21 protein-coding genes and 1 tRNA gene are annotated in these 19862 nt (G+C 65.9%); 8 read left to right on the top strand and 14 right to left on the bottom strand.

What is annotated here, in order from left to right; translation table 11 throughout:
- Positions 1 to 70 precede the first annotated feature (70 nt).
- The 4 genes from U1708_RS01745 to U1708_RS01730 all read right to left on the bottom strand — a co-directional run bounded on the left by U1708_RS01745 (position 71) and on the right by U1708_RS01730 (position 3327).
- Positions 71 to 1060, bottom strand: coding sequence for a hypothetical protein (locus U1708_RS01745; RefSeq protein ID WP_332742097.1), 990 nt, complete (start codon positions 1058 to 1060; stop codon positions 71 to 73).
- Positions 1061 to 1294: 234 nt separating this feature from the next.
- The gene (ruvC, locus tag U1708_RS01740; protein WP_056061275.1) at positions 1295 to 1801 is read right to left on the bottom strand and encodes a crossover junction endodeoxyribonuclease RuvC; all 507 of its coding nucleotides are present in this window, start codon (positions 1799 to 1801) and stop codon (positions 1295 to 1297) included.
- Positions 1802 to 2010: 209 nt separating this feature from the next.
- Positions 2011 to 2754: a YebC/PmpR family DNA-binding transcriptional regulator gene (locus U1708_RS01735; protein WP_307087176.1), complete on the bottom strand. Its 744-nt coding sequence runs from the start codon at positions 2752 to 2754 to the stop codon at positions 2011 to 2013.
- Positions 2755 to 2784: 30 nt separating this feature from the next.
- Entirely contained in the window at positions 2785 to 3327 is a 543-nt protein-coding gene (locus U1708_RS01730; RefSeq protein WP_332742094.1) for a DUF1003 domain-containing protein, read from the bottom strand.
- Positions 3328 to 3438: 111 nt separating this feature from the next.
- Between U1708_RS01730 and U1708_RS01725 the strand changes: the two genes are divergently transcribed.
- A complete protein-coding gene (locus U1708_RS01725) occupies positions 3439 to 4902 on the top strand; it encodes a helicase HerA domain-containing protein (protein ID WP_332742091.1) in 1464 nt (487 codons plus the stop codon).
- Positions 4903 to 4962: 60 nt separating this feature from the next.
- On the opposite strand, the gene U1708_RS01720 is transcribed toward U1708_RS01725, so the two are convergent.
- The 3 genes from U1708_RS01720 to U1708_RS01710 all read right to left on the bottom strand — a co-directional run bounded on the left by U1708_RS01720 (position 4963) and on the right by U1708_RS01710 (position 6213).
- Positions 4963 to 5391 (bottom strand): hypothetical protein, encoded by a 429-nt coding sequence (locus U1708_RS01720; protein WP_332742089.1) that lies wholly within the window; start codon positions 5389 to 5391, stop codon positions 4963 to 4965.
- A gap of 77 nt (positions 5392 to 5468) precedes the next feature.
- Positions 5469 to 5711 carry a DUF2312 domain-containing protein gene (locus U1708_RS01715; protein WP_197942503.1) on the bottom strand — a complete coding sequence of 81 codons (243 nt, stop codon included), beginning with the start codon at positions 5709 to 5711 and terminating at the stop codon, positions 5469 to 5471.
- A 181-nt stretch (positions 5712 to 5892) separates the two neighbouring features.
- Positions 5893 to 6213: a DUF1244 domain-containing protein gene (locus tag U1708_RS01710; protein ID WP_332742087.1), complete on the bottom strand. Its 321-nt coding sequence runs from the start codon at positions 6211 to 6213 to the stop codon at positions 5893 to 5895.
- Between the two features lie 92 nt (positions 6214 to 6305).
- On the opposite strand from U1708_RS01710, the gene pyk reads away from it, so the two are divergent.
- From pyk to U1708_RS01690, 4 genes are all read left to right on the top strand, one after another.
- Complete coding sequence (pyk, locus tag U1708_RS01705; RefSeq protein ID WP_307087183.1) at positions 6306 to 7769, top strand: pyruvate kinase; 1464 nt, start codon at positions 6306 to 6308, stop codon at positions 7767 to 7769.
- A 1267-nt stretch (positions 7770 to 9036) separates the two neighbouring features.
- Positions 9037 to 11091, top strand: a complete 2055-nt coding sequence (locus tag U1708_RS01700; protein ID WP_332742083.1) for a carbon starvation CstA family protein — start codon at positions 9037 to 9039, stop codon at positions 11089 to 11091.
- Positions 11088 to 11276 (top strand): YbdD/YjiX family protein, encoded by a 189-nt coding sequence (locus U1708_RS01695; protein ID WP_332742081.1) that lies wholly within the window; start codon positions 11088 to 11090, stop codon positions 11274 to 11276. The genes U1708_RS01700 and U1708_RS01695 overlap by 4 nt, the downstream gene beginning before the upstream one ends.
- Complete coding sequence (locus U1708_RS01690) at positions 11273 to 11791, top strand: biliverdin-producing heme oxygenase (protein ID WP_332742080.1); 519 nt, start codon at positions 11273 to 11275, stop codon at positions 11789 to 11791. Before U1708_RS01695 ends, U1708_RS01690 begins: the two co-directional genes overlap by 4 nt.
- Before the next feature lie 2 nt (positions 11792 to 11793).
- Here U1708_RS01690 and U1708_RS01685 read toward each other — a convergent pair whose 3' ends face one another.
- The gene (locus tag U1708_RS01685) at positions 11794 to 12096 is read right to left on the bottom strand and encodes a polyhydroxyalkanoic acid system family protein (RefSeq protein WP_332742079.1); all 303 of its coding nucleotides are present in this window, start codon (positions 12094 to 12096) and stop codon (positions 11794 to 11796) included.
- A 9-nt stretch (positions 12097 to 12105) separates the two neighbouring features.
- Positions 12106 to 12525: a VOC family protein gene (locus U1708_RS01680; protein WP_332742078.1), complete on the bottom strand. Its 420-nt coding sequence runs from the start codon at positions 12523 to 12525 to the stop codon at positions 12106 to 12108.
- Positions 12526 to 12947: 422 nt separating this feature from the next.
- On the opposite strand from U1708_RS01680, the gene lnt reads away from it, so the two are divergent.
- Positions 12948 to 14480: an apolipoprotein N-acyltransferase gene (lnt, locus tag U1708_RS01675; protein WP_332742077.1), complete on the top strand. Its 1533-nt coding sequence runs from the start codon at positions 12948 to 12950 to the stop codon at positions 14478 to 14480.
- 58 nt (positions 14481 to 14538) lie between these two features.
- The gene (gene metK / locus U1708_RS01670; protein WP_332742076.1) at positions 14539 to 15756 is read left to right on the top strand and encodes a methionine adenosyltransferase; all 1218 of its coding nucleotides are present in this window, start codon (positions 14539 to 14541) and stop codon (positions 15754 to 15756) included.
- Between the two features lie 149 nt (positions 15757 to 15905).
- Here metK and U1708_RS01665 read toward each other — a convergent pair whose 3' ends face one another.
- From U1708_RS01665 to U1708_RS01650, 4 genes are all read right to left on the bottom strand, one after another.
- Positions 15906 to 16982, bottom strand: coding sequence for an AI-2E family transporter (locus tag U1708_RS01665; RefSeq protein ID WP_332742074.1), 1077 nt, complete (start codon positions 16980 to 16982; stop codon positions 15906 to 15908).
- 127 nt (positions 16983 to 17109) lie between these two features.
- Positions 17110 to 17394 carry an LptM family lipoprotein gene (locus U1708_RS01660; protein ID WP_332742072.1) on the bottom strand — a complete coding sequence of 95 codons (285 nt, stop codon included), beginning with the start codon at positions 17392 to 17394 and terminating at the stop codon, positions 17110 to 17112.
- Positions 17395 to 17536: 142 nt separating this feature from the next.
- A complete protein-coding gene (locus U1708_RS01655) occupies positions 17537 to 18166 on the bottom strand; it encodes a phosphatase PAP2 family protein (protein ID WP_332742071.1) in 630 nt (209 codons plus the stop codon).
- Entirely contained in the window at positions 18166 to 18990 is an 825-nt protein-coding gene (locus U1708_RS01650) for a formate/nitrite transporter family protein (protein ID WP_332742070.1), read from the bottom strand. Before U1708_RS01650 ends, U1708_RS01655 begins: the two co-directional genes overlap by 1 nt.
- 65 nt (positions 18991 to 19055) lie before the next feature.
- Here U1708_RS01650 and trmB point away from each other — a divergent pair, with 65 nt between their 5' ends.
- Positions 19056 to 19736, top strand: a complete 681-nt coding sequence (gene trmB / locus U1708_RS01645; RefSeq protein ID WP_332742068.1) for a tRNA (guanosine(46)-N7)-methyltransferase TrmB — start codon at positions 19056 to 19058, stop codon at positions 19734 to 19736.
- A gap of 34 nt (positions 19737 to 19770) precedes the next feature.
- Here trmB and U1708_RS01640 read toward each other — a convergent pair.
- A tRNA-Gly gene (locus tag U1708_RS01640) sits at positions 19771 to 19844 on the bottom strand.
- Between the last annotated feature and the right edge of the window lie 18 nt (positions 19845 to 19862).

Here is a 19862-nt window from a genome sequence, read left to right as displayed (position 1 = left end):
TCGGCACCGCGGCGTCATCCCGTCAAAGCACGCTGCCGCTCGACGTCGACGATCCGCGTGCGGAAGCCCGTCAGGCGGTTGGCTGCGGACGATCCCACTCGCCGGTCGGACGATTCAGGACGATCGCGGCGGCCTTCGCGGCCTCGTGCAGCGCCTGGGTGGGCGCACCGATCACCATCGCGCGGGCACGCAGGCTGGCCCTCAGGAACACCGTGTCGGACGCGATGAAGCGACGCGGGGTCGTGCCCAGGAACGTGCCGGCATCGCGCAGGAAGTGCGAGGCATCGAAATAGCTGCTGTCGATCTTCGAATAGTCCGCCATCCCGTCCGTCCGGATCAGGCTGATGAACGATCGCAGGAACCGCGCGCGCCTGAGCAACAGCTTTGGCGGCATGCCGAAATGGCGCGTCGCCATGCGTCGCAGTTCATGCGTCGGGATGTCGAGGCGGTCGGCGACGTCCTTCATCTCGATCACGCCGTCGGTGACGCTCAGCGCCGTGAACGCGCGGATCAGGTCGTCCCGCGGATGCGGTCGGTCGAACAACGATCCGAAAACCTCGTCGAGCAACGGCTTGATGAGCGCGTCGCCGTCGAGCGCGTCGAGCCCTTCGATCAGCCGTGCGGACAGGTCCGTCCCCAGCGCGGAGCCGAGCGACACGACGCGGTTGTGGAATTCGCCTGCCGATCGCGTGGTGAGCCGCGACCAGCCGAGCGCGCTGAGGCCGATACCTACCGCGATCCCGCCATGCGTCTCGGTCCGAAAGGCACGACTGGTCGGCCCGTAGAAGCTCGCGCGGCCGAGCGGTCCGAACCGGTGGTTGCCGATCGACACCGTCAGCGGTCCGGCGTCGACCAGCACCGAGATCATCGCCGGGGCAGGCAGGTACCAGTTGAGCATCGGCGCGCGGATGCTCGACGCGTAGATCGCATACCCCGTCAAATAGTCCGACAGTGCCGGATCGGGCAGGTCGTATCGCATCGCCATGCCAGCGGGCATCGCGAACGCCGTGGGCGGAACATTGATGCTGTTCGTACCGCCCCGAACGTGTTCGACAAGCATTATGCCGCCCTTAATCTAAATTATAAATTCATGGGCGCCGCTGCCACAGTGCCAGAGGCTTGGCTATTAAAACTTGATTGATGTGTAATTATACGGGCCGCACATCGATTCAGTTCAAAATGAACCAGATTTGTCCGAGCGAATATCCCCTGGCGAGGGTCGGCTCCCCGAAGATGGCAGTTTGGTCGATAGCCTGGTCTGGAACGTGTCTCCCGGCGCGCTGGAACGAGAAGATCAGGCTCCGATACCGCTGCGACGCGCCAGAGCAGCGGCACTCGCAACGTGGTGAGCGTGGGTGATCGCGACGGCCAACGCATCGGCGGCATCGGGACCGGCCAGCTTCGCGCCGGGCAGCAGCACCGCCATCATCGCCTGGATCTGTTTCTTGTCCGCGCCCCCGGTGCCGACAACGCCCTTCTTGACGGTCGAGGGGTGGTATTCGCCGATATGCAGCCCGGCCCCCGCCGCGGCGAGCAACACGACACCGCGCGCCTGGCCCAGCTTCAACGTCGACTGCGCATTGGTGTTGCCAAGCACCTCCTCAACCGCCGCGCCGTCGGGGCGCTCGGTGCGGATGACGTCGATCAGCGCGTTATACAGCGCGGTCAGGCGCCGGGGCAGCGCCATCGACGGATCGGTCTTGATCTGGCCATTGGCGATATGGCTCAGCCGATTGCCGTCTGCCCGGATGACGCCCCAGCCGGTAGTGCCGAGACCGGGATCGAGACCAAGAATAATCATGCGTAGGAAGAAGGATAAGGTTGGTTCGCGCGGAGACGCGGAGACGCGGAGGTGATGTGCCTTTGACCATCGTCTCGCGTCAGCGGGACTTTCACTCCGCTAGGCTGGCCGAAGGATATGAGGCCGCTGGCGCGGAGGACGGATCCACGCGGCGCAACTCTCCGCGTCTCCGCGTCTCCGCGTGAACCCACCTTCTTCATCTCAATGGCTCAACCCAGCGACTCCATGATCTCGTCTGAGACCTCGTAATTGCCCCACACCGTCTGCACGTCGTCGTCCTCGTCCAGCGCATCGATCAGCTTGAACAGCGTAGCCGCATCGTCCGCGTCGACCGCGACCATCACCTGCGGGCGCCAAGCAAGCTTTGCACCTTCGGCCTCGCCGAGCTTGGCTTCCAACGCCTTGGCCACCTCGTGCAGGTCGCCCTGCGCGGTCCAGACCTCGTGGCCGTCCTCGCTCGACGTGACGTCTTCCGCGCCCGCTTCCAAAGCCGCTTCGAACACCGTGTCGGCATCGCCCGCGCTTGCCGGGTACGAGATCAGCCCGACCCGGTCGAACGCGTGGCTGACAGAACCGCCAGCACCCAGGTTGCCGCCGTTCTTGCCGACCGCGACGCGCACGTTGGTCGCGGTGCGGTTGCGGTTGTCGGTCAGCGCCTCGATGATCAGCGACACGCCGCCGGGGCCGAACCCCTCGTAGCGGATTTCTTCGTAATTCTCGGCATCGCCGCGGCTCGCCTTGTCGATCGAGCGCTGGATGTTCTCCTTGGGCAACGACGCCGCCTTGGCCGCGTTGACCGCCGCGCGCAGGCGCGGGTTCATGTCGACATCGGGCAGCCCCATCTTGGCCGCGACCGTGATTTCCCGGCTGAGCTTGCTGAACGCCGACGAGCGCTTCTTGTCCTGCGCGCCCTTGCGGTACATGATATTCTTGTATTTGGAATGGCCTGCCATCGGTGCCTCTAATAGCCTGATAGAGTGGCTTTAGGACGGTGAGGCCGTTTTCGCCAGAGCGTCGATCTTCGCCTCGATCGCTTCGAGGCGGGCCAGCACCAGGTGATCGATCTTGTGATGCACGCGCAGGATATCGAGTTCGGCACGCAGGTTGGTCTCGTAGTCGAGGCTCGCGGCGAGGCGATCCTTCGCCGATTGCCGGTTCTGGCTCATCATGATCACCGGCGCCTGGATCGCCGCCACGGTCGACAGCAGCAGGTTGAGGAAGATGTAGGGATACGGATCGAACGCCCGCCCGAAATGCACGAGGATGTCCGAATTCAGCAGCATCCAGCCGATCAGCACCAGCGTAAACGCGATGATGAACCCCCACGACCCGCCGATCTTCGCCACCCGGTCCGACAACCGCTCGCCGAATGTCGCACGCTCGTCCGACACGTCCGCCGCATCGCGACTGACCGTCGTCCCCGCCTCGATCCCCGCGAGAACGCGGCGCTCCTCCTCGTCGAGCTCGCCTGGCGCCTTGCCGAGCAGCCGTTGCGAGAGATCGGCGAGCGGGGAGTGTGTGGCCATCCCTTCGCCCTAACCGGGATCGCCGATTATGCCAGCGCGCAAAGCCGGACTTGCGACGGAAGCGACAAAGACTCCTTGCTCCCACACGCCCGCACCTGCCAAACGCGCGGCATGACGGTTAGCGTGAATATGGGCACCGACGGCAATGGTACTGCCGTCGGCGTCGACCTGGAGGAACTACTCGCCACCCGCCTGTTGGTGCAGGGCAATTCGGGCTCGGGGAAATCGCATCTGCTGCGCCGCCTGCTCGAGCGATCGGCGGGCCACGTCCAGCAGATCGTGATCGATCCCGAAGGCGACTTCGTGACGCTCGCCGGCCCCCACGGTCATGTCGTGATCGAGGCGGGCGACTATAGCGAACGCGAGATCGCCCGCATCGCCACGCGGTTGCGCGAACACCGTACCTCCGCCGTGCTCAGCCTCGAAGGCCTGGAGGTCGAGGGCCAGATGCGCTGCGCCGCGTCGTTCCTCTCCGCGCTGTTCGACGCACCGCGCGAGCATTGGTATCCGGTGCTGGTGGTCGTCGACGAGGCCCAGATGTTCGCGCCCGTCACTGGCGGCGAGGTATCGGAGGAAGTGCGCCGCGCGTCCTTGGCGGCGATGACCAACCTCATGTGCCGCGGCCGTAAACGCGGTCTCGCCGGCGTGATCGCGACGCAGCGTCTCGCGAAACTCGCGAAGAACGTGGCGGCGGAAGCCTCGAACTTCCTCATGGGCCGCACCTTCCTCGACATCGACATGGCCCGCGCCGCGGACCTGCTCGGCATGGAGCGGCGCCAGGCCGAAGCGATTCGCGATCTCCAGCGCGGCACGTTCATGGCGCTCGGCCCCGCCGTCTCGCGTCGACCGATCACCGTGAAGATCGGCGACGTCGCGACCTCCGCGCGCAGCGGCAGCCCCAAGCTCACCCCCCTCCCCAGCGCCGCGCCGATGGACCTGCAGGACCTGCTGTCCGAGCCGGTGGTCGACGCCCCCGAACTCGGCCTGATGTTCGATTCGCGCCCGCGTCGCGTGCCGGCGGAGGAGCTGCTCGACGGCATCGCCCGCCCGCCAGAGCCACGCACCGCCGCGCCGCCGCCACCCGACAAGACCGACGAGGAGGTCGAGGCGGTCTACGCCGACGTCTTCCGCGCGATCGTCGAGGACCCGGAGTCGACGCTGCGCCCGCCATCGGTCCTGTTCCAGGATTTCCAGGTGCGCTGCCGGATGGGCGGCCTCGCCAAGCCGCCGCTCGACCTGCCCGGCTTCGTCCGCCGCCTGAGCTGCGCCCGCGCCGGGATCTTCGACATGACCGACGAGGCGTGGACCGCCGCGCTCGACGTGGCGAGCGGCCTCCCCGACGACATGCTCGGCGCGTTCCTGCTGGTCGCCCGAGCCGCGCGCGAAGGCGAACCCTGCCCGTCTGACGCGCGCATCGCCGCGACCTACGGCACGAGCTCGCTGGGCCGCGTGAAACGGCTGATCGGCTATATCGAAAGCCGCGAACTGATCGTGTGCCGCACCGATCTCGCCGGCAAGCGCTCGATCACCATACCCGGACTAGGCTGGACTACTCTGCCGGCGGAAGCTGCGTAGAACGGGATACAGGCCGGGTCGGGAGGACTCTCGCGCCAAGGACCATTGCGAGAACGACCGTCAACGATTCTCGCATCGGATGCGCATCTTTACCATGCTGACCTGTGCACGCTCGCCTGCATTCGCGCCCATCTTGACCATGTGGTCTTTCACACCAATCTGAAATTCTGCCGGCCCGGTGACCGTGCATGTCATCCCGTTGGCGATACTGGCGCACGCATCAACATATTGGCGTGCGTTCGTAACGACCGAGTCTTCAGCCGGACCGAGCCCCATCGAAACATAGCTCGATCCGCCAAACAGCGCGACGCCCAAGCCACCGAGTGTCTTCAACTCCCACGCTGCATGGCCATCAGCTGGCTTTGCCGGCTTCATGCCTAGCTCGCCGGCGAGCCGCTGGCAGAAGCTGACGGTGGCCGCCCCCTCGCCCGACTGAGCGGGGGCGGCCATCGAAGCGATTATCAGCATGGCGAAAACAGGAATGGTCATGACCGAACACTAATCCAGCAACGATGACAATTTCGTTACACGCACCAAACGTACGTGTTCCGCCGTGCCGGTGCTCCTCAGATCATCCCCAACGCCTGAAGATACACCTCGAGGATCGCCTCCTCCTCCTGATATTCTTCCTTCTTCTTCTTCCGGATCGACAGGATCTTGCGGATCGCCTTGGGGTCGTAACCGCGGCCCTTGGCTTCGGCCATCACGTCCTTGATGTCGTCCGAAATACCCTTCTTCTCTTCTTCGAGACGCTCGGCGCGCTCGATCAGCAGGCGCAGTTCGTCCGCTGCGACCGCGCCGCCGCCCATGCCGTGTTGCCGTTCGTCAGACATCGAAAATTCCCCACTCGCCAGCGCCCACGCGCCGGTCAAAAACCAATCAAGATACAAGCCCGCACCGGTGATCGCCGTCCGGAGACGTCCTGAATCATGCCGCTTTGGGTGCGGACCGGCGTCTAGGCGTTTACCGTGTTGGGCTCAATCGCCTGAATCAGACGGCCTCGTTTTTGGGCGCGTTCTTCGCCACGCTCGCCTTCATCCGTTCGAGCTGCTCGGGCGTCGCGTCGCCCTGGTGATGCGCCTTCCACTCCGCATACGGCATCCCGTACACCGTTTCCCGCGCGGCATCCTTCGACAGGCCGCCCGCCTCCTCGACCCAGTCCGACAGGCAGTTGCGGCAGAAACCGGCGAGCCCCATCAGGTCGACGTTCTGCGCGTCCTCGCGGTGGCGCAGATGGCGGATCAGGCGGCGGAAGGCCTGTGCCGCTACGGCATCGTCGAGTGCATCGAGCGAGTCGGATTCGGGATTCATTCATATGCTCCGTGGTTGATCCCGCCGAGATAGGGTTTAAGGCCCGTCGCGGCAAAGACCTCCCCCAGGAAACGCCGAGGAAGACGCAACGCATGACCATGGCCATCGCACCCCGTTCGCGGAAAGTCCGCATCCTCGCGACGCTCGGCCCTGCCAGCAGCACCCCCGAGATGATCGCAACGCTCTTCCACACCGGCGCCGACGCGTTCCGGGTCAACATGAGCCACGGCGACCAGCAGTCGAAGATCGCCGTGATCCAGGCGATTCGCGCGCTCGAAAAGGAATTCGGTCGCCCTTCGACCATCCTCGCCGATCTCCAGGGTCCGAAACTGCGCGTCGGCAAGTTCGAGGGCGGGCGCACCGTGCTCGAAACCGGTTCCACCTTCCTGCTCGACCGCGACCCGACGCCGGGCGACGCGACGCGCGTCGAACTCCCGCACGACGAGATCTTCGCGGCGATCGAGCCGGGCGCACGCCTGCTGCTCGACGACGGCAAGCTGGTCCTTCGCGTCGTGTCGCATAGCCCGCGCGAGATCACGACTCGGGTCGAGGTCGGCGGCGCGCTGTCGAACAGCAAGGGGCTGAACGTCCCCGACGTCGTGCTGCCGATGGCCGCGCTGACCGAGAAGGATCGCAGCGACCTCGATTTCGCGGTCGACCAGGGCGTCGACTGGATCGCCTTGTCGTTCGTCCAGCGCCCGGAAGACCTCTGGGAAGCGCGGAAACTGATCGGCGGCAAGGCGGCGCTGATGGCGAAGATCGAGAAGCCGGCCGCGATCGAGCGGCTGGAGGAGATCGTCGAGGCCTGCGACGGCGTGATGGTCGCGCGCGGCGATCTCGGCGTCGAACTGCCGCCGCAGCAGGTGCCGCCGCTGCAGAAGCGCATCGTCGAGGTTTCGCGCCGGATGGGCCGCCCGGTGGTGGTCGCGACGCAGATGCTCGAGTCGATGATCACCTCGCCCTCGCCGACCCGCGCCGAAGTGTCCGACGTCGCCACCGCGGTATACGACGGCGCCGACGCGATCATGCTGTCGGCCGAGAGCGCGGCGGGTGCCTGGCCGGTAGAATCGGTGGCGATGATGGATGCGATCGGCGTGTCGGTCGAGGCGGACCCGGAACACGGCGACCGCATGCACTTCACCGTGATGAAGCCCGACCCGACGACCGCCGATGCGCTCGCCGAGGCGGCAAAGAACATCGCCGCGACCGTATCGGCAGTGGCGATCATCTGCTTCACCACCTCGGGCTCGACCGCCCGCCGGATCGCACGCGAGCGCCCATCGGTGCCGCTGCTGGTACTGACCCCCAGCCAGGAAACCGCGCGGCGCCTCGGACTGCTGTGGGGCACGCACGCGGTCCACACGCGCGACGTCGAATCGTTCGAGGACATGGTCGCCAAGTCGAAGCGCATGGCCCTGCGCCACGGCATGGCGAAGGCCGGCGACCGGGTCATCGTCCTCGCCGGCGTACCCTTCCGCACGCCCGGCTCGACCAACGTCCTGCACGTCGTCCGCATCGTCGGCGACGAGCTGAAGGGCCATCACTCCCAGGTTTGAGTTCGGCGCGAGCGTAATCGCCCGCCGCGAGGCCAAGGCGCGGCACCATGCTTCCCCCCTCCCTGAAAGGGAGGGGTAGGGGGTGGGTCGGCCTCCACATACACCGTCGGTAGTGACCCAAACCACCCAACCCACCCCCACCCCCTCCCTTCCAGGGAGGAGAGCAAAGTAAGGGCGTGGTCGTGTTCGTGGTCGACACCACAAAAGGTGGCGCCCCTCTCGAACAGGCCCCACGCCGGCAGTCCCAATCGTAGAATCACATCAACGGACACCCGGATCAACGGTCATCCGCCTCAACGGCCATCCGGCTTAACAGACACCCGAGCATCTACCGTTCCCCCGCGAAGGCGGGGATCCAGGATAGCGGCATACCACGGTATTAAGCTGGCCCCCCGCATCCGCGGGGGAACGACTTCCGCCGGGGTGACGAACGAAGTCTGATCGGTTGAATTTTTCGAGGTCAAACCTGCTGTCCAACGCAACAAGCGCGCACCGGACCGGCTAAAATCTCACCAACGCCTGGCAAGCAAGAAACCTCGCCCCAACACGCCACCACCCGGGCGAAGGCCGGGGCCCAGTTGGGGGACGGCGGTGAAGATGCCCCCGCTCCGTTACTACGACTTCACCAACTGGGCCCCGGCCTTCGCCGGGGTGCCGTTCCGTACGCCCGCCTCGACGACCTATCCTTCCCCCCCCCCTGAAAGGGAGGGGTAGGGGGTGGGTCGGCCTCCACATACACCGTCCGTAGTGGCTCAAACCACCCAACCCACCCCCAGCCCCTCCCTTCCAGGGAGGGGAGCGAAGTAAGGGCGGCGGTTTTCTTCGTCGACACCACAAAAGGTGGCGCCCTCTCGAACGGGCCTCACGCCGGCATCCCCAATCGTAGAAGCACCTCAACGGTCATCCGCCTCAACATGCATCCGCCTCAACGGAAACCCGAGCATCTACCGTTCCCCCGCGAAGGCGGGGGTCGAGGATGGCGGCATGCCACGGTATTCAACTGGCCCCCCGCATCCGCGGGGGAACAGCCTCGGTGTGGATCACAAACGTCACCACCCCGGCGAAGGCCGGGGCCTAATTGGGGGACGGCAATGGCGACGCTCCCCACTCCATTACGGCAACCTTTCCAATTGGGCCCCGGCCTCCGCCGGGGTGGAGTTCGCCACCGGGGCGGGGCTCGCAGTCAGAGCCGAGCCCAATCTAGGCTAGCGCTCCGCCCGCGAATACGCGATGTCGCCAGCACGGACCGCAAGGGAGGGCGAACGCAATGACACTACGCGAGAAGATCGGCTGGGGCGCCCTCGCCCTGCTCGCAGCCTGCGCACTGGCAGTCGTCGCGTTCGAGCGGGGCGAGCACGTCAACGCGTTGTGGATCGTCACCGCCGCGGTCTCGGTCCAGCTGATCGCGTACCGGTTCTACGCACGCTACATCGCCCGCCACGTCATGCAGCTCGACCCGAGCCGACCAACCCCCGCGCTCCGCCGCGCCGACGGCCTCGACTATGTCGCGACCGACCGCAACGTCCTGTTCGGCCACCATTTCGCCGCCATCGCGGGTGCCGGCCCGCTCGTCGGCCCGGTGCTCGCCGCCCAGATGGGCTACCTCCCCGGCACGCTCTGGATCCTCGCCGGCGTCGTGCTCGCGGGTGCAGTGCAGGATTTCATGATCCTGTTCATCTCGATGCGCCGCGACGGGCGGTCGCTGGGCGAGCTGATCCGCATGGAAATGGGTGCGATCCCCGGCGTGATCGCGCTGATCGGCGCGTTCGCGATCATGGTCATCATTCTGGCCGTGCTCGCGCTGATCGTTGTCCGCGCGCTCGCAGGCAGCCCATGGGGCCTCTTCACGGTCGCCGCGACGATCCCGCTGGCCTTCCTGATGGGGATCTACACCCGCTGGATCCGGCCCGGAAAGGTCGGCGAAGTCTCCATTCTCGGCGTCATCGGGCTGCTCGCCGCGATCGTCTATGGCGGGACGGTCGCCGCATCGCCGACGCTCGCGCCGCTGTTCACGCTGACCCCGGTCCAGCTCTGCGTCCTCATGGTCGGCTACGGCGCGGTCGCCTCCGTCCTCCCCGTGTGGCTGCTGCTGGCACCCCGCGACTACCTGTCGACCTTCCTCAAGATCGGCGCGATCGTCGCGCTCGCGATCGGCATCGCCGTCGTCGCGCCGCCGCTGCGGATGCCTGCGCTGACCCCGTTCATCGACGGATCCGGCCCGGTCTGGTCGGGCGGGCTCTTCCCGTTCCTGTTCATCACGATCGCGTGCGGCGCCGTCTCCGGCTTCCACGCGCTGATCGCCAGCGGGACCACGCCGAAGCTGATCGCCAGCGAAGGCGACGCGCAGTTCATCGGCTATGGCGCGATGCTGATGGAGAGCTTCGTCGCGATCATGGCGCTGGTCGGTGCGTCGATCCTCGATCCCGGCGTGTATTTCGCGATGAACAGCCCGGCAGCGGTGGTCGGCACCGACTTCGCCTCCGCCGCGACCGCGGTCACCGCGATGGGCTTCCCGATCACGCCCGAACTCCTCGCGCAGACCGCGAAGGACGTCGGCGAGACCACGATCGTCAGCCGGACAGGCGGCGCGCCGACGCTGGCGGTGGCGATGGCGGAGATCTTCAGCAACCTGATCGGCGGGCAGGCGATGAAGGCGTTCTGGTATCACTTCGCGATCCTGTTCGAGGCGCTGTTCATCCTCACCGCGGTCGATGCGGGGACGCGCGCCGGGCGGTTCATGTTGCAAGATTTGATCGGGCTCGCGATACCGTCGTTCCGCAATGCCTCCGCGATCGTGCCCGGCCTGATCGCGACCGCGCTCTGCGTGACCGCCTGGGGCTTCTTCCTGTATCAGGGCGTCACCGATCCGCTCGGCGGCGTGAACACGCTGTGGCCGCTGTTCGGGATCTCGAACCAGATGCTCGCCGCGGTCGCGCTCGTGCTGGCCACGGTCGTGCTGTTCCGCATGAAACGCCAGCGTTACGCGTGGGTGACGATCCTGCCCGCCGCGTGGCTGTGCCTGTGCACGATCACCGCCGGGCTGATGAAGCTGTTCGCGAGCGATCCGAAGGTCGGCTTCCTCGCGCATGCGTCGAAATTCGCCGATGCCGCGGCGCGCGGTGAGTTGCTCGCGCCGGCCAAGACGATGGCGGAGATGCAGCGGATCGTGCTCAACGACCGGATCGACGCCGGGCTGTGTGCGCTGTTCCTCGCCGTAGTGCTGTCGATCGTGTTCTTCGGCGTTCGCACGTGTCTCGCCGCGCTGAAGATCGACCGGCCGACGGTCACCGAAGTCCCGCCGCAGCTGGTGGCCGCGGAATGATCCGCGCGCTCTATGCCAAGGCGCGCGAAACCGCGCTGCTGATGGTCGGCGTGCCGTCCTACGCCGCCTATCGCCAGCACATGGCCGAGCGGCATCCGGACCACGTGCCGATGGACGAACGCGCGTTCTTCCGCGATCGGCAGGAGGCTCGGTACGGCAGCAAGGGCGGGGGACGCTGCTGTTGACGGACGGGCTTTCGACCGTCGCGCGACTCCGGGCAGCGACGTCGAGCGATCACGACGCGGTCGATGCCGGGTTCGGACGCTATGACCTGAGCGATGCGGACGATTACCGCGCGTTCCTGATCGCGCATGCCAGGGCGTTGCCCGCGGTCGAGGCTTGGCTGGCGGCTATTCCGGGGCTCGCTGCGTTCCGGTCGCGGGGAGACGCGCTGGCCGAGGATCTCGCCGCGCTGGGTGAAGACATGCCCGCGCCGATGGTCTTCGACGTCCCGCCGAGCACTGCCGCGGGGTGGGGCGCGATGTATGTGGTCGAGGGGTCGCGGCTCGGCGGCATCATGCTGTCGCGATCGGTGCCCGAAGGCATGCCGTCGGCGTATCTAGGCGCGAAGCATCTGTCCGGCGAGTGGCGCGCGTTGCTCGCCGCGATCGACGACGAGCCTGCCGACGAAGCCTGGGTCGAGCAGGCCATCGTCGGCGCCAGGGCGGCGTTCGACCTCTATCGTCGCGCGCCGGCCTGAGTTCAGCGCAGGAGCTTCGGCGCTTCCTTGCGGATCATGTCCTGCACCTTGCTCGCGAACAGGCCGAGGATGCCGGGCAGGTCGACGACCGCGTGGACGTTGGTCTCGAACACGGTGACCGCGCTGACGATCGTCTGGCCCATCGCCTGGACGGTGAAGTGCAACGTATCGCCCTCCCAACGCTGATCGGTCACCGACCCGCCCGGAATCTTGTCGTTGATCTTCCCGATCCCCCCATCGAGCCGCGCGCGGACTGCCGCCTTGCCGAGCTGATGGGGAACGTCGACGGTGATGGGGTTGGCCATGAATAGTCCTTAAGTCGCGAAAAGCATGTCGTCGTTGGCGAACGCCTTGAACTCGAGAGCGTTGCCGCTGGGATCGCAAAAGAACATCGTCGCCTGCTCGCCGGGCTCGCCCTTGAAGCGGACATAGGGCGCGATCCCGAACTTTACGCCCGCGGCGGTGACGCGTTCGGAGAGCGTGGTCCAGTCGTCCATCGTCAGGACGACGCCGAAATGCGGCACGGGGACGGCATGGCCATCGACCGCATTCTCGACCGCGACGGGTTTGGCGGAGGGGTCGAGATGCGCGACGATCTGGTGGCCGAACAGGTCGAAGTCGATCCATTGGTCGCTGGAGCGGCCTTCGCGGCAGCCAAGCGTGGCGCCGTAGAAGGTGCGGGCGGCGCTAAGGTCGTGGACGGGGAAGGCGAGGTGGAAGGGGCGGAGGGTCATGGGCTGAGGATAGGTCGTGGTCCGGGGTTCGTCGACCCGGGGTTTTCGGTGGGGGATTTCCTCCACCGTTAAGTCAGTAGCCCTCTCTTGTTCTCCCGCGAAGGCGGGAGCCCAGGCTGGACTCCCGCCTTCGCGGGAGAACAAGGTTTGGCGCCGGTGCCCTTCCCCCATGCACCACCCATCGCGCCCTTGCCGATCGGACACTTTCCCATCCCCCTGCACCTCCCCGGCGGAGGCCGGGGTCCAGTTGGGGGACGTTGCCAACGGCGGACAGCGCTTCGTTACTATCACCTTTCCAACTGGGCCCCGGCCTCCGCCGGGGTGGTGCCTCATCGGGGAGCCACGATGAATGCAGCCGACGGGCTCGATCATCCCAAGGCTAAAACATTGCCCCACCCCCTCCGCCACGCCATAGCGCGACCGTGAACCGCTACCCCGCCCTCGCCTGCCTCATCCTCGGCGCGCTCGCCGCCACCGGCTTCGCCCCGCTCGACCTCTGGCCGCTGACGCTGATCGCGTTCGCGGTGTGGATGAAGCTCGTTCACGATGCGCCGACCCTGCGCGCCGTGTTGTGGCGTGGGTGGGTGTTCGGGGTCGGGCATTTCACCGTCAACAACAACTGGTTCCAGCACGCGTTCGACTTCCAGGACGCGATGCCGCCGGTGCTGGGGTATTTCGCCGCGGTCGGCCTCGCGCTGTATCTAGCGCTGTTCCCGATGCTCGCAGGCGCGCTCGCCTGGCGGATCGCACGGCGGGCCGACCGACCCGACACGACGTTCGTGCTGGTCTTCGGCGCGGCGTGGATCGCGACCGAGTGGCTGCGGGCGACGCTGTTCACCGGATACGCCTGGGACCCGCTGAGCGTCGTCTGGCTGCCCGCGATCGGCGTCGCGCGGCTGTCGGCTTGGGTCGGGACGTATGCACTGTCGGGGGTGACGATCCTCGCCGCGGGCGCGCTGCTGATGCTCGCTGTCCGCCGCTGGACTCTGCCGGCGATTGCCATTCCCACCCTCACCCTCGCGGCGATATCCGCGCTCTGGACCAATGCGCCGCCGCCAGTGCCCGGCACGTCTTTGGTCCGCGTGGTCCAGCCCGACATAGGCCAGGAAGACCGCAGCGAGACCGACGGCGAACGCGTGCTCACCGCGCTGGAGAAACTGTCCGGCCAAGGCGGCACCACCCCGCGCCTGGTCGTCTGGCCCGAGGGCGTCGTGCGCGATTACGTCGAGGACGGCTATCCGTTCTACGCCTATGGCTGGTCGAGCCCGCTCTACCTCCGCCGCCGCATGGCCCGGCTGCTAGGGCCCGAGGACATCCTGCTGATCGGCGGCACCGCGCTCGAGTTCAACGCCAAGGACGAGATCTCGAGCGCCGCGAATTCGGTATTCGCGCTCGACGCTCAGGCGCGGCTGCGGGGGCGGTACGACAAGGCGCATCTCGTACCGTACGGCGAATATCTGCCGATGCCGTGGCTGCTGAAGCCGCTGGGCCTGGCGCGGCTTGTCCCCGGGGACATCGACTTCACCTCGGGCAAGGGCCCCGCAAACCTGACGCTGCCCGGCTTCGGTTCGATCGGGATGCAGATCTGCTACGAGATCATCTTCGCGGGTGAGGTCGTCGACCGCGCGCATCGGCCGCGTATCCTGTTCAATCCTTCGAACGATGCGTGGTTTGGCAAATGGGGACCGCCGCAGCATCTTGCGCAGGCCCGGATGCGCGCGATCGAGGAAGGCTTGCCGATCCTCCGCGCGACCCCGACCGGTATCTCGGCGATCATTGCCGCCGATGGCCACCTCGTAGCGACCGTTCCACACGAGACCGCTGGCGCAATAGAGCAACCGATGCCTTCCGCGTTGCCCCCCACTTTGTTCTCGCGTGTCGGCAACGCGATGGCGGCGATCGTAGCCGCGCTGATGCTCGTCACTGCGGTTGCTCTGCGCCGTCGCCAGCGCTAGGGTCATATAAAGCTTTCCTTATATGACGCTCGTTCCAGAGCATGGCAAAGAGGCCCGCATGCGCAAGTCTTTCCTCTTCACTTCCGAATCGGTCTCCGAAGGCCATCCCGACAAGGTCGCCGACCAGATCAGCGACACGATCGTCGACCTGTTCCTCGCCAAGGACCCGCAGGCGCGCATCGCCTGCGAAACGCTGACGACCACGCAGCTCGTCGTCCTCGCCGGTGAAATCCGCGGCAAGGGCATCTACGAGAACGACCAGTGGGCCGACGGCGTGCTCGAAGAGATCGAGGCTGCGGTGCGCAACACCGTCAAGGAGATCGGCTACGCGCAGACCGGCTTCCACTGGGAGACGTTCCGCTTCGAGAACAACCTCCACGGCCAGTCCGCGCACATCGCGATGGGCGTCGACGAGAGCGGCAACAAGGACGAGGGCGCCGGCGACCAGGGCATCATGTTCGGCTACGCGACCGACGAGACCCCGGGCCTGATGCCCGCGACGCTGTATTACAGCCACAAGATCCTCGCCAAAATGGCCGAAGACCGCCATTCGGGCGCGGCGCCGTTCCTCGAGCCCGACGCGAAGAGCCAGGTGACGCTGTCGTACGAGAACGAAGTGCCAGTCGGCGCGACCGCCCTGGTCGTCTCGACGCAGCATGCGCCGGGCTATTGCGAGAAGGGCGATAACGCCGATCCCGCCAAGTACGCGGTGCTGCGCGACTATGTCATGGGCGTGTTCAAGGACGTGCTGCCCGACGGCTTCATCACCGACGACACCGCGATCTACATCAACCCGACCGGCCAGTTCGAGATCGGCGGCCCAGACGGCGACGCAGGCCTTACCGGGCGCAAGATCATCGTCGACACCTACGGCGGCGCGGCCCCGCATGGCGGCGGCGCGTTCTCGGGCAAGGATCCGACGAAGGTCGATCGCTCGGCTGCCTATGTCGCACGCTATCTTGCGAAGAACGTCGTTGCGGCCGGTCTCGCGCGTCGTTGCACGATCCAGCTGAGCTACGCGATCGGCATCGCCGAGCCGCTGTCTGTCTATGTCGACACGCATGGCACCGGCACTGTCGAGGAAGCCAAGCTCGAATCGGTCCTGCCGAAGCTCGTTCGCCTGACGCCGAAGGGCATCCGCGAGCATCTGAAGCTCAACGCGCCGATCTACAAGAAGACTGCGGCGTACGGGCATTTCGGTCGCGAGCCGCAAGGTGACACGTTCACCTGGGAGAAGACCGATCTGGTCGATGCGCTGAAGGCTGCCGTCGCCTGATCGCAACGGGTTTGAGGTTGTGAAAAAGCCTCCCGCGGACGGGTCCGCGGGAGGCTTTTTAGCTTGTTCTCCTGCGAACGCAGGAATCCATGGTCACGATCGTTGCGCTTGGTATCCTTGGCTCCTGCGTTCACAGGAGAACGAGTTGATCAATCTTCGAGACTTTGGATCGGCTGGGCATGCCGCTGCTCAGTCAAGATCTGCCACGCCGTGAGGAACAGCGCCGCGACCAGCGGGCCGACGACGATGCCGCTGAGGCCCACCAGTTCGATCCCGCCCAGCGTGGTTACCAGCACGATATAATCCGGAATACCCGTGTCGCGGCCGACCAGGATCGGACGCAGGATGTTGTCGGCCAGGCCGATCACCACCACGCCCGAGACGATCACGACCACACCCTGCCAGATGGCGCCCGTCGCGAGCAGGTACACCGCGACCGGCACCCACACGATCGCGGGGCCCAGTGCGGGCAGCAGCGACGTCAGCGCCATCAGCAGGCCCCATAACAGCGCGGCCGGTACACCAACGAGCCAGAACGTCAGGCCGCCGAGCGCACCCTGGACGAGCCCGACGATCACCGATCCCTTGATCGTCGCACGCACCACCGCGACGAACTTGTCGACGAGTTTCTCCGCCACCGAATGCTCGAACGGCAGCGAGCGGCGGATCGCCGGCCCGACCTTGTCGCCATCGCGGAGCAGGAAGAAGGTCACGTACAGCCCGACGCCGAACGACAGCAGGAACGCGGCGGCATTGCGGCCGATCGACAGAGCTTGGCCGGCGATCGAGCGAACGCTGTTGCCGAGGATGGTCGACACGCGCGACTGCGCCTGTTCGAAGCTGTTGAGCCCGGCCTTGTCGAGCGCGCCCTGGATCCGGTTGGGCAGCGCGTCGTGGATCTGCTGGAAATACGCGCCGAAGTTGATCTGCCCGCTCTGCAGCTTGGCATAGACCGAGGCGGACTGGTCGATCACCAGGCTGCCGATGAACAGCGTCGGCACGATCACCGCGACGAAGATGATCAGCAGCGTCAGCGCCGCGGCGAGATTACGGCGTTCCGGCCAGCGCTTGAGTAGCCAGTGATACAGGGACTGGAACAGGATCGCCGCCAGCGCGCTCCAGAGCAGCGCCGCCGCGAACGACGACACGACCACGCATAAAGCGATCGTGATCGCCACCAGGAAGGTGATGAAGCCCCCCGTTTCCAGTCGACGCCTGTCGATCATTGCCGTGTCCCTCTTGTATCGACCGGTCGAGCCGGGCCGTTCGAATCCAACCATTCAAAACGTCAAAGCCGCCCCCCGGTGTACCGAAGGGCGGCCCTAACGCTGGCGCAAATTTGCGCCTAAAAGGTCAGCGGAGCTTTTCGCTGCCGTTGACCAGAGCATCCTTCTGCGCCCGCGGCATCGCCTGTGCATTCACGTCGGCATCGTCGATCGCGTCCGACTGCTGCTCGGCGTTATCGCGAACGGCCTCGGCCTGATCCTCGAGGTTGTCGGCGGTCGCTTCGAGAGCATCGGCACGGTTGTCGGCGGACTTCTCGACTTGGCTGCCGAGCGAGTCGTCGCCCTTACCGCCGCAGGCTGCAAGCGAGACGGCCATAGCGGCGAGCGTGATGGCGATGGAGATCTTCTTCATAGGGATAGTCCGTTCTGGTTACGATGCGGCAGCAACCGTCACGCCCGCGTAACGGTTCCGCTATCCCCTTGCACATCAATACGAATATTCATTCTCGCCAGCATCTGTGGTCAACAAGCCACACCGCGCTACCCATGGCGGCTTAGGCCTTCGCATGCTCGATCAGCAAGGGCGCCTTGTCCGCTACCGCCGTCTCGACCAACGGCGCAACCCGGTCGAACACCGCGCTGACGAGTGCTTCCGCGATCCAGCCGACGGCGGCACCGACGACGAGATCGGACAGATAATGCTTCCCGTTCACCGGTTGCGCTGCTGCGACCGCACCTGAAATCAACGCGGCTGGCCCACCCGCGCCTTGGATGTCACGCGACACCGCACGGGCGACCGCGACCGCGCCGGCGGTATGGCCGGAAGGAAACGAGCTCTGATCGTGGTCACGGCTTTCACCCGGCTCGAACCGCGCATTGCCATCCTCAATCGCCTTTTCAGGACGCGTCCGATCTATCGATGCCTTGATCGCGGACTTGACGAAGGTCGCTGCTGCATGTGCCGCCAGCATCCGCACGCCGCCACGGATCACATCCGGCCTGCGTGCGATCACGCCGATCACGACCGTACCGATCGAGGTAGCGACGAGCTGCGGCTGGTCACCGATTTCCGCGAGAAAACCGGTCGCCTTGACCAGTGGCTCGTCGCGGTGCTTGGCGGCCTTGTGCGTTGCCTTGCGGTCCGCCTTCTCGACGGCTTTCGCAGCTTCCTTGGTCTTGCCCATCACGTCTCGCCCTGTCCGTCCATTTCGCCACGCACCTGTGCATGCGCCAACAGCGCGAACAACCCTGCACCGCCCAGCAAGTTGCCGAGGATCGCCGGCACCATGAGGCCACCAAGCGCTTCCCCGATGCCGACCTTGCCCGAAAACAGCAGCAGCCATGCCTCTACCGATCCGACGATCGAATGGCTGAACGCGCCGATCGCGACCACATAGGTAATCGCGAAAATTACAAGGAACGACTGTTCGCGCGCATTCGGCAGCGACCAAGCGAGGATCGCGATCATGAATCCGGCCGGGATCGCATTGACGAACGTTGCACCCGGCGAGAGTTCGGTGATCCGCATCGACACCTCGATCATTGCAGTACGAAGCTCGTTACCGCCGAGCAGGCCTGCCGCGATCATCCCGCCGGCCAGCGCGGTCCCGATCAGGTTGGCGCCCAGCACGACGCTCCAGAGCCGCAAGGTCCGTCGCAATGCCCAGCCCGACGGCTTGGTCACCAGCGGTAGCATCGCGGTGATCGTGCTCTCGGTGAACAACTGCATCCGACCGAGGACGACGACCAGAAAGCCGATCGGATAGCCGAGCGACACGACGATCGATCGCCACGGCGTATCGGGAATTGCCGCGTGAAGCGCCCCCTCCGCGATCAGCGAGCTGGCGATCGCCGTGCCCGCAGCGAGCCCGGAAAAGAACAGCGAGGATATCGAACGATCAAGCTCATCCTCGCCAGCCTCGCGGACGGCCTTGTGCAGGTCCTGCGCATCGGCGGCCTTGAGATCCTCGACGTTTTCGCCGGGCGGATTGGAAGCGTTGTCGACCATTACGAGGATGCAACGGTTCGCGCGGTGCTTTGCTCCGACGCAATCGCCCGCTAGGGCACGCGGCGATGAACGATCCTTCTGTTATCCGCCGCCTCTATGGCCGTCGCCAGGGCCACAAGCTGCGTCTCGGCCAAGCCGCGCTCGTCGAGGAAACGCTTGCCGACCTGTCCGTGCCCGAGGACGGCCCGATCGATGCGATCACGCTGTTCGGCGACAATCGTCCCCTGCACGTCGAGATCGGCTTCGGTGCGGGCGAGCATCTTGCCGGCCAGGCCGCGATAAACCCCGACGTCGGCTTCATTGGCTGCGAGCCGTTCCTTAACGGCGTGGTCGGTGCGCTCGCACATATCCGCGATGGCGAACTGACCAATGTTCGGTTGCATATGGGCGATGCGCTCGAAGTGATCGAACGACTGCCCGACGCAAGTCTGGAGCGGCTTTACCTACTGCATCCCGATCCGTGGCGAAAGGCGCGCCACGCCAAGCGCCGCATGGTCAATCACGGCCCGCTCGACACGATCGCCGCCAAGCTCAAGCCGGGCGCCGAATTCCGGCTCGGCACCGACGACCCGACCTATTGCCGCTGGTCGATGATGATTATGAACGCGCGCCGCGATTTCGAATGGCAGACGAAGACGCCGCACGATTTCCTGACCCGTCCCGACGACTGGCCCGAGACCCGTTACGAGCGGAAAGCCCGGCGGCAGGGCCATGAGGTCTGGTACTACCGCTACCTACGGGTCTGACCCGTAGGCACGCAGCGGCTTTTTACGGGTGGGGTGGAGCGGGTAACGGGAATCGAACCCGTGTATTCAGCTTGGAAGGCTGCTGTACTACCATTGTACTATACCCGCACGCGCTTGAAACCGTTG

Source organism: Sphingomonas arabinosi, from assembly GCF_036663715.1.
Classification (GTDB): Bacteria; Pseudomonadota; Alphaproteobacteria; order Sphingomonadales; family Sphingomonadaceae; genus Sphingomonas.
The sequence above is the reverse complement of the archived record's forward strand: the minus strand, read 5'-3'. Positions and strand labels throughout refer to the sequence as shown.

What these genes read in the sequence shown, in the direction of transcription:
- U1708_RS01745 (WP_332742097.1), bottom strand. Translation starts at nt 1,060, where the DNA reads ATGCTTGTCGAACACGTTCGGGGCGGTACGAACAGCATCAATGTTCCG.
- ruvC (WP_056061275.1), bottom strand. Translation starts at nt 1,801, where the DNA reads ATGATTATTCTTGGTCTCGATCCCGGTCTCGGCACTACCGGCTGGGGC.
- U1708_RS01735 (WP_307087176.1), bottom strand. Translation starts at nt 2,754, where the DNA reads ATGGCAGGCCATTCCAAATACAAGAATATCATGTACCGCAAGGGCGCG.
- U1708_RS01730 (WP_332742094.1), bottom strand. Translation starts at nt 3,327, where the DNA reads ATGGCCACACACTCCCCGCTCGCCGATCTCTCGCAACGGCTGCTCGGC.
- U1708_RS01725 (WP_332742091.1), top strand. Translation starts at nt 3,439, where the DNA reads ATGACGGTTAGCGTGAATATGGGCACCGACGGCAATGGTACTGCCGTC.
- U1708_RS01720 (WP_332742089.1), bottom strand. Translation starts at nt 5,391, where the DNA reads ATGACCATTCCTGTTTTCGCCATGCTGATAATCGCTTCGATGGCCGCC.
- U1708_RS01715 (WP_197942503.1), bottom strand. Translation starts at nt 5,711, where the DNA reads ATGGGCGGCGGCGCGGTCGCAGCGGACGAACTGCGCCTGCTGATCGAG.
- U1708_RS01710 (WP_332742087.1), bottom strand. Translation starts at nt 6,213, where the DNA reads ATGAATCCCGAATCCGACTCGCTCGATGCACTCGACGATGCCGTAGCG.
- pyk (WP_307087183.1), top strand. Translation starts at nt 6,306, where the DNA reads ATGACCATGGCCATCGCACCCCGTTCGCGGAAAGTCCGCATCCTCGCG.
- U1708_RS01700 (WP_332742083.1), top strand. Translation starts at nt 9,037, where the DNA reads ATGACACTACGCGAGAAGATCGGCTGGGGCGCCCTCGCCCTGCTCGCA.
- U1708_RS01695 (WP_332742081.1), top strand. Translation starts at nt 11,088, where the DNA reads ATGATCCGCGCGCTCTATGCCAAGGCGCGCGAAACCGCGCTGCTGATG.
- U1708_RS01685 (WP_332742079.1), bottom strand. Translation starts at nt 12,096, where the DNA reads ATGGCCAACCCCATCACCGTCGACGTTCCCCATCAGCTCGGCAAGGCG.
- U1708_RS01680 (WP_332742078.1), bottom strand. Translation starts at nt 12,525, where the DNA reads ATGACCCTCCGCCCCTTCCACCTCGCCTTCCCCGTCCACGACCTTAGC.
- metK (WP_332742076.1), top strand. Translation starts at nt 14,539, where the DNA reads ATGCGCAAGTCTTTCCTCTTCACTTCCGAATCGGTCTCCGAAGGCCAT.
- U1708_RS01665 (WP_332742074.1), bottom strand. Translation starts at nt 16,982, where the DNA reads ATGATCGACAGGCGTCGACTGGAAACGGGGGGCTTCATCACCTTCCTG.
- U1708_RS01660 (WP_332742072.1), bottom strand. Translation starts at nt 17,394, where the DNA reads ATGAAGAAGATCTCCATCGCCATCACGCTCGCCGCTATGGCCGTCTCG.
- U1708_RS01655 (WP_332742071.1), bottom strand. Translation starts at nt 18,166, where the DNA reads ATGGGCAAGACCAAGGAAGCTGCGAAAGCCGTCGAGAAGGCGGACCGC.
- U1708_RS01650 (WP_332742070.1), bottom strand. Translation starts at nt 18,990, where the DNA reads ATGGTCGACAACGCTTCCAATCCGCCCGGCGAAAACGTCGAGGATCTC.
- trmB (WP_332742068.1), top strand. Translation starts at nt 19,056, where the DNA reads ATGAACGATCCTTCTGTTATCCGCCGCCTCTATGGCCGTCGCCAGGGC.